This window comes from Pseudoalteromonas sp. SR45-5 (assembly GCF_014163565.1).
Taxonomy (GTDB): Bacteria; Pseudomonadota; Gammaproteobacteria; order Enterobacterales; family Alteromonadaceae; genus Pseudoalteromonas; species Pseudoalteromonas distincta.
The window spans coordinates 1-6,080 of record NZ_JACJDN010000214.1 but is presented as its reverse complement, the minus strand read 5'-3'; the positions used below and the strand labels follow the sequence as shown (position 1 = coordinate 6,080).

Genomic DNA, 6,080 nt, shown 5'->3' with positions numbered 1-6,080 from the left:
TGAAAGCACCATAACATCTTGCTTATCTTTAAAAGTCTTTTTGTAAGCTTCAAGTGAACGTACAAAACTAAAGAACTCAGGGTCTTTGTTATACGCATTAGCATAAATGCCTGCAGCATCAGCATCGCCTTGACCACGTACAGAACGTGCATTACGCTCAGCATCAGCAAGCATTACAGTTACTCGACGGTCAACTCCCGCACGAATAGTCTCTGCTTTTTCCTGACCTTCAGAACGGTGCTCTTTTGCAACCGCAGTACGCTCAGCGCGCATACGTTGGTAAATAGAGCTACTCACTTCTTGTGGTAGGTTGATTTGCTTAACACGTACGTCTAGTACTTCAATACCTAGCTCACGTGCACTTTCAGAAGCTTGTACTAACGCTTCTTCCATCAACTCGCTACGCTCACCTGATACAATTTCGCGAATTGTACGTGTACCAAAGTTTGTACGAAGACCATTGTTTACTTTTTGCTTAAGTAGCGTTTCAGCATATTGCTTATCGCCACGAGCACGTAAGTAAAAAGCACTAAAGTCATTAACGCGCCATTTTACAAACGAATCAACAATTAAGTCTTTTTTCTCGCTAGTAACAAAGCGATCTGGCGCACCATCTAGCGTTTGAATACGTGCATCAATACGACGTACTTGGCTAAAAAATGGTACTTTAAATTGTAGGCCTGGGCCATATACAATCGCTTTATCGTCGCTATCTTTTTGTACTTTACTGAATAACATTACAATTGCTTTTTGCCCTTCAGGTACAACAAATACCGATGAGAAAGACATAACAATGGCAGCTAATAGTATTACTAAACTAAAGTTTTTCATTATGATTATCTCCCATCATTGAAGCGGTCGTTGTTAAAGCGGTCATTGCCACTATTAACAGAGCTATTGCGCGACGTATTAACTTTATTACGTAAGTCTTGAATATCACTTGAACTTGGAAGTGCAACTCGTGTTGCGGTTCCTTGCTTGTCCATGATTTTATCAAGAGGTAAATACATCATGTTATTGCCGCCTTTAACATCAACCAATATTTTAGAACTACTCCCTAACACTTCTTCCATTGCATCAATGTATAAGCGCTCACGAGTAACTTCTTTAGCTGCTTGATATTCAGGTAAAAGCTTTTCAAAGCGAGCTACCTCACCTTGTGCTTCTAATGTAATGCGCTCTTGATAACCTTCCGCTTCTTGAGTCATACGCGTTACTTGACCACGAGCACGCGGTTCAATTTCACGAGCATATGCTTCTGCTTCACGGATGAAACGTTCTTCATCTTCTTGTGCAGCAATTGCATCATCAAATGCATCTTTAACTTCAGTTGGTGGACGAGAGTCTTTAAAGTTCACGTCAGTAACAATTAAACCTAAGTTATATGGTTCGATAATCTTATTAAGCTCATCCCATGTATTTTGACGAACAACCTCACGGCCATTAGTTAATACTTGGTCCATTTTTGCATGGCCCACAACATAACGCAGAGCACTGTCTAGCGCTTCTTCTAAGCTACTATCAGCGTTAGTTACGCTAAATTCATAAAGGTATGGGTCAATAACACGGTATTGCACCTGAAACTCTACGCTCACTACGTTTTCGTCTTCAGTAAGCATAAAACCAGAAGCCGATAATGAACGAACTGCTTCAATATCTACTGGGATTACCGTTTCGATGAAAGTCATTTTCCAGCGCAAACCAGGATCAGCAATTCGGTCATATTTACCAAATTGTAGAACCACACCACGCTCGGCTTCTTTAACCGTATAAATACCACTTAACGCCCATACAATAACGGCGATAATAAGTATGAATGAAATACCGGCTCCGCCAAGTCCACCGCCGCTACCATTGCCGGATTTTTTCCCGCCAAATAAGCCGCTGAACTTGTTACTAAACTTGCGGAACACCTCGTCTAAATCAGGTGGGCCTTGATCACGTCCGCCTTTATTATTCCACGGATCTTTGTCATTGCCATTATTACCCGGTTCATTCCAGGCCATAGCTATACTCCATTGTTATCTAAATAAATTAGGAAATTGTGTTAAATCTAACAAATCTACCGCGTTTCTCATACAAAAACCGACATTAAAACGTCAATTTTTAATTACGGTTGATAAAACCAGCAATTTCAGGACCAAATTCTTTAATTAAACGATTCCACTCAACCATTGGCATTCTAACATCTAACAGCCAATTACCTTGCACATCAAATTGCTCTTCATGCACTGCATTTAAACTGAACAATGCAGCTCTTAAGCGACCATACAATGGCGTAAGAAATAATGTTTCGTTAAACATCTTCTTAGCTAGTAACTCACTGATAGCCTCGCTAAGTAATTCACACCCTTCACCAGTCTGAGCGCTAAGCCATACTCTTATAGGTTGACCTTCGTCATCTCGATCAATACGTGGGCTTACGTTATCCAGCGCATCAATTTTATTATAAATTAATAGCTGTGGTACTTCATCGGCCTCAATTTCTTTAAGCACCGATTGTACTTGTTCAATATTTTCTTGCAGACGTGAGTCTGCGGCATCAATTACATGTAACTGCAAATCAGCTTCGCGAGTTTCAGTAAGCGTTGCTTTAAAAGCAGCAACCAAGTCATGTGGTAGGTGACGAATAAAGCCCACTGTATCAGCTAAGATAACAGGGCCAACATCACCTAACTCAAGCTTACGTAGAGTCGGATCAAGCGTGGCAAACAACTGATCGGCCGCGTATACATCTGAATTTGTAATTCGATTAAATAATGTAGATTTACCCGCATTGGTATAACCAACTAATGAAACTGTAGGTATTTCGTTGCGAGTACGAGCTCGCCTACCTTGTTCACGTTGCACTGCAACTTTAGCTAAACGTGCACGAATATTTTGAATACGGGCACGAAGTAATCTTCTGTCAGTTTCAAGTTGAGTTTCACCAGGACCACGTAAACCAATCCCGCCTTTTTGACGTTCAAGGTGAGTCCAGCCTCGAATTAATCGAGTCGACATATGGCGAAGTTGAGCCAATTCAACTTGCAGCTTACCCTCGTGGGTACGTGCGCGTTGGGCAAAAATATCAAGAATTAGCGTCGTTCTATCAAGCACACGACATTGACAAACGCGCTCTAAATTACGCTCTTGTGATGGCCTGAGTTGATGATTAAAAATTACGACATCTGCTTTGTGGATTTTGACAATCTCAGCTATTTCTTCTGCTTTACCGGTACCGACGAATAGTTTCGGATGTGGTGCTTGACGGCTGCCTTGCACAACCGCCAAACTACTAACACCAGCAGAAGATACCAACATTTCTAATTCGTGAAGATCTTCACGATCTCCTTCTTTAGGCAAGTCGATATGAACTAAAATTGCCTGTTCGCCGGATTCATAGCGGTCAAACAAACATTATGCTCCTAATTAAAAGTTTCCAGCTTCTGCCTCTTCAGTGTCTTCACTCCCTTGAACTGCTTGGAAGTTAACTGCGCGAGCAGGGACAACTGTAGAAATTGCATGCTTATAAACCATTTGATTTACGGTGTTCTCTAGTAAAATAACAAATTGGTCAAATGACTGAATTTTGCCTTGTAATTTTATGCCATTTACCAAAAAGATTGATACTGGAATGCGCTCACGTCGTAGTGCATTCAAAAATGGGTCTTGTAACGATTGGCCTTTTGCCATGTTATTGTTCCTTCGTTCTAGGTGTTATTATAATTAAGTGGCTGAACTTATTTGATAAAAAACAATATTCAACTACTACTAGCTTAGCGAACTTACTACACGATGCAAGTTTTCTTCGTCGCCTGTTGTTAACCAAGTAACATCAGGCCAACTACGAAGCCACGTTAACTGCCGTTTTGCCAGCTGACGTGTTGCTGCGATGCCACGAAAAACCATTTCATCATGGTTTGTTTCACCCGCAAGGTAATCCCACATTTGTCTATAACCAACACAACGAATAGAAGGCATATTGGGGTGTAAATCCTTACGTAGATATAGGGTCGAAACTTCATTTTCAAACCCCTGATCAATCATTATTTTAAACCTTTCTTCAATTCGGCGGTGTAATTCACTGCGTTCTTGCGGTGCAATCGCAAATTGATGAAAAGTATAAGGTAAAGCCGGCTGTTTTTGCATTTGCAACTCAGTCATGGTCTTACCAGTTAACCTGTAAACCTCTAAAGCTCGATTAATTCTTTGTGAATCATTTTCACTTATTTTTTCGGCTGCTTTTGGGTCAACTTTAACTAATTCTTTATATAAATGAGGCCAGCCAAATTCTTTCGCTTGCGCTTCTAACTCTGCTCTTATCTCTGTATCTGCTTCAGGTAAAGGCGATAAACCATCAATTAAAGATTTGAAGTACAGCATTGTACCTCCAACCAATACAGGCACTTTACCTTGTCTGTGAAATTCGTCAATTTTTTGCACTGCATCGCGCCTAAAATCTGCAACTGAATACGTTTCACTCGGGTCAAGTAGATCAATTAAATGATGCGGAGCTTTGGCTAATTCTTCCGCATCAGGTTTTGCTGTACCAATGTCCATACCTTTATACACTAGCGCTGAATCTACGCTGATTATTTCTGTATTTAAATGCTCGCACAGCGAGATTGCCAATGCTGTTTTACCTGCTGCAGTTGGACCCATTAAAAATATAACTGGTAAATTACTCAACACTGATACCTTAATCTAATTGCGTTAAATAGTGATTTAGCTCTATTTTAACTGCTTTTTTACGCAAGCGTTCAATAGTTTGTGGATTATTTTGTAAGCGCATTTGTTGCGCTAAAAATATATTGCTTAAATAAAATCGGGTCGGCACGCATTTCATTTGCCATTCTAACCAATTCTCTATATTTTCAATTTTTGCTTTACACGCATCAAGTAGCTCACCTACCGCTGCACTTACGTCAAGTAAATATAAACACGCTGGCAATTTTTTAACCATTACAAATTGTTTTTCTATTACAAGTTCAAAACCAAGTAAGGTAAACCACGATTGCTGGGATTCTATAAGTAAGCAATCTTCTTTTTCTAAGTTTACTCGCACTGGTAACAAAAGGGCTTTCCCTTCTAAACTTCCGAACTCTTTAATTTGATTATGCCAATCATCAACTAATGCATATTTAAAATGTGAGCAATACAATTGCTGCTCTTCACTATAGACACACACTCCTTCACTAACACTTATAATAGAAACAGCTTTTAAGACATTATCCACAGATACGGACTGGTGTAGTGCAGCAGATATATTGGCTGCATTATCAAAATGCGCGGCGTGTTGCTCACTCACTCCTTGATAAAACGCATTTACGTCATGATGGCTCGTACTTGGTGCAGCACGGTATGCACCGCCAACACTTCTAGTACCAGAGGACGAACTTGAGCTACCAGCACTTCCAGAGTAAGAGGGCTGTAATTGCGATTTAGGGTAATCAAACACTCCTTCGCTTTCTATATTATTAGCACTGCTATGCGTTGACTCAATGAACGCTGGCGTGAATTCTGCTTCTATGCTCGCTGATTCGTTAGTGAATTCGCCTTGCAATGGCACTACTACCTGCTTAATAGCTTGCAATATAAAATCATGAATTAACCGCCCTTGATGAAAACGCACTTCATGCTTAGCAGGGTGAACATTGACATCAACCTGTCGTGGGTCAATATCAATATAAATGACAAAACCGGGTAATTCTTGTGTTCCACTTACTTCTTCAAATGCCTGGCGTATAGCATGCAAAATAAGCTTATCGCGCATCATGCGATTATTCACATAAGTGTACTGAGTCGTATTCGCTGAGCCTACAGGTAGCACCCAACCATGCAGCTGTAGGCCGCCCTCTCCTGATTGAATATGCAAACCTTGCTCAGCAAAGGCCTTACCTGCAACTTGTGCTACGCGTGTTATAGCCTGAGAGGGATCAGTTTTGGCACGATACTGCCTTACTACTTTTTCGTTGTGAGTTAGTGTAATAGAGACATCAAAGCGACTAAGCGCAATACGCTTTATCAACTCATCAATATGGCTAAATTCAGTTTTTTCGGTGCGTAAAAATTTACGACGTGCTGGAGTATTAAAAAAT

The 6,080-nt window shown here is 40.5% G+C and carries 6 protein-coding genes; all 6 read right to left on the bottom strand.

Annotation, left to right across the window (positions count from 1 at the left end; translation table 11 throughout):
- The coding region (hflC, locus tag H5072_RS09745) for a protease modulator HflC (protein WP_182693408.1) at positions 1 to 831 on the bottom strand (831 nt) is incomplete at its 3' end.
- 5 nt (positions 832 to 836) lie between these two features.
- Positions 837 to 2,006 carry an FtsH protease activity modulator HflK gene (gene hflK / locus H5072_RS09740; RefSeq protein ID WP_002957881.1) on the bottom strand — a complete coding sequence of 390 codons (1,170 nt, stop codon included), beginning with the start codon at positions 2,004 to 2,006 and terminating at the stop codon, positions 837 to 839.
- 100 nt (positions 2,007 to 2,106) lie between these two features.
- Complete coding sequence (gene hflX / locus H5072_RS09735) at positions 2,107 to 3,396, bottom strand: ribosome rescue GTPase HflX (RefSeq protein WP_182693407.1); 1,290 nt, start codon at positions 3,394 to 3,396, stop codon at positions 2,107 to 2,109.
- Between the two features lie 15 nt (positions 3,397 to 3,411).
- A complete protein-coding gene (gene hfq, locus H5072_RS09730; RefSeq protein ID WP_024597268.1) occupies positions 3,412 to 3,675 on the bottom strand; it encodes an RNA chaperone Hfq in 264 nt (87 codons plus the stop codon).
- Positions 3,676 to 3,753: 78 nt separating this feature from the next.
- Positions 3,754 to 4,671 carry a tRNA (adenosine(37)-N6)-dimethylallyltransferase MiaA gene (gene miaA, locus H5072_RS09725; protein ID WP_002957884.1) on the bottom strand — a complete coding sequence of 306 codons (918 nt, stop codon included), beginning with the start codon at positions 4,669 to 4,671 and terminating at the stop codon, positions 3,754 to 3,756.
- 10 nt (positions 4,672 to 4,681) lie between these two features.
- Positions 4,682 to 6,080: DNA mismatch repair endonuclease MutL (mutL, locus tag H5072_RS09720; RefSeq protein WP_182693406.1), on the bottom strand; the 1,399-nt coding region annotated here is incomplete at its 5' end.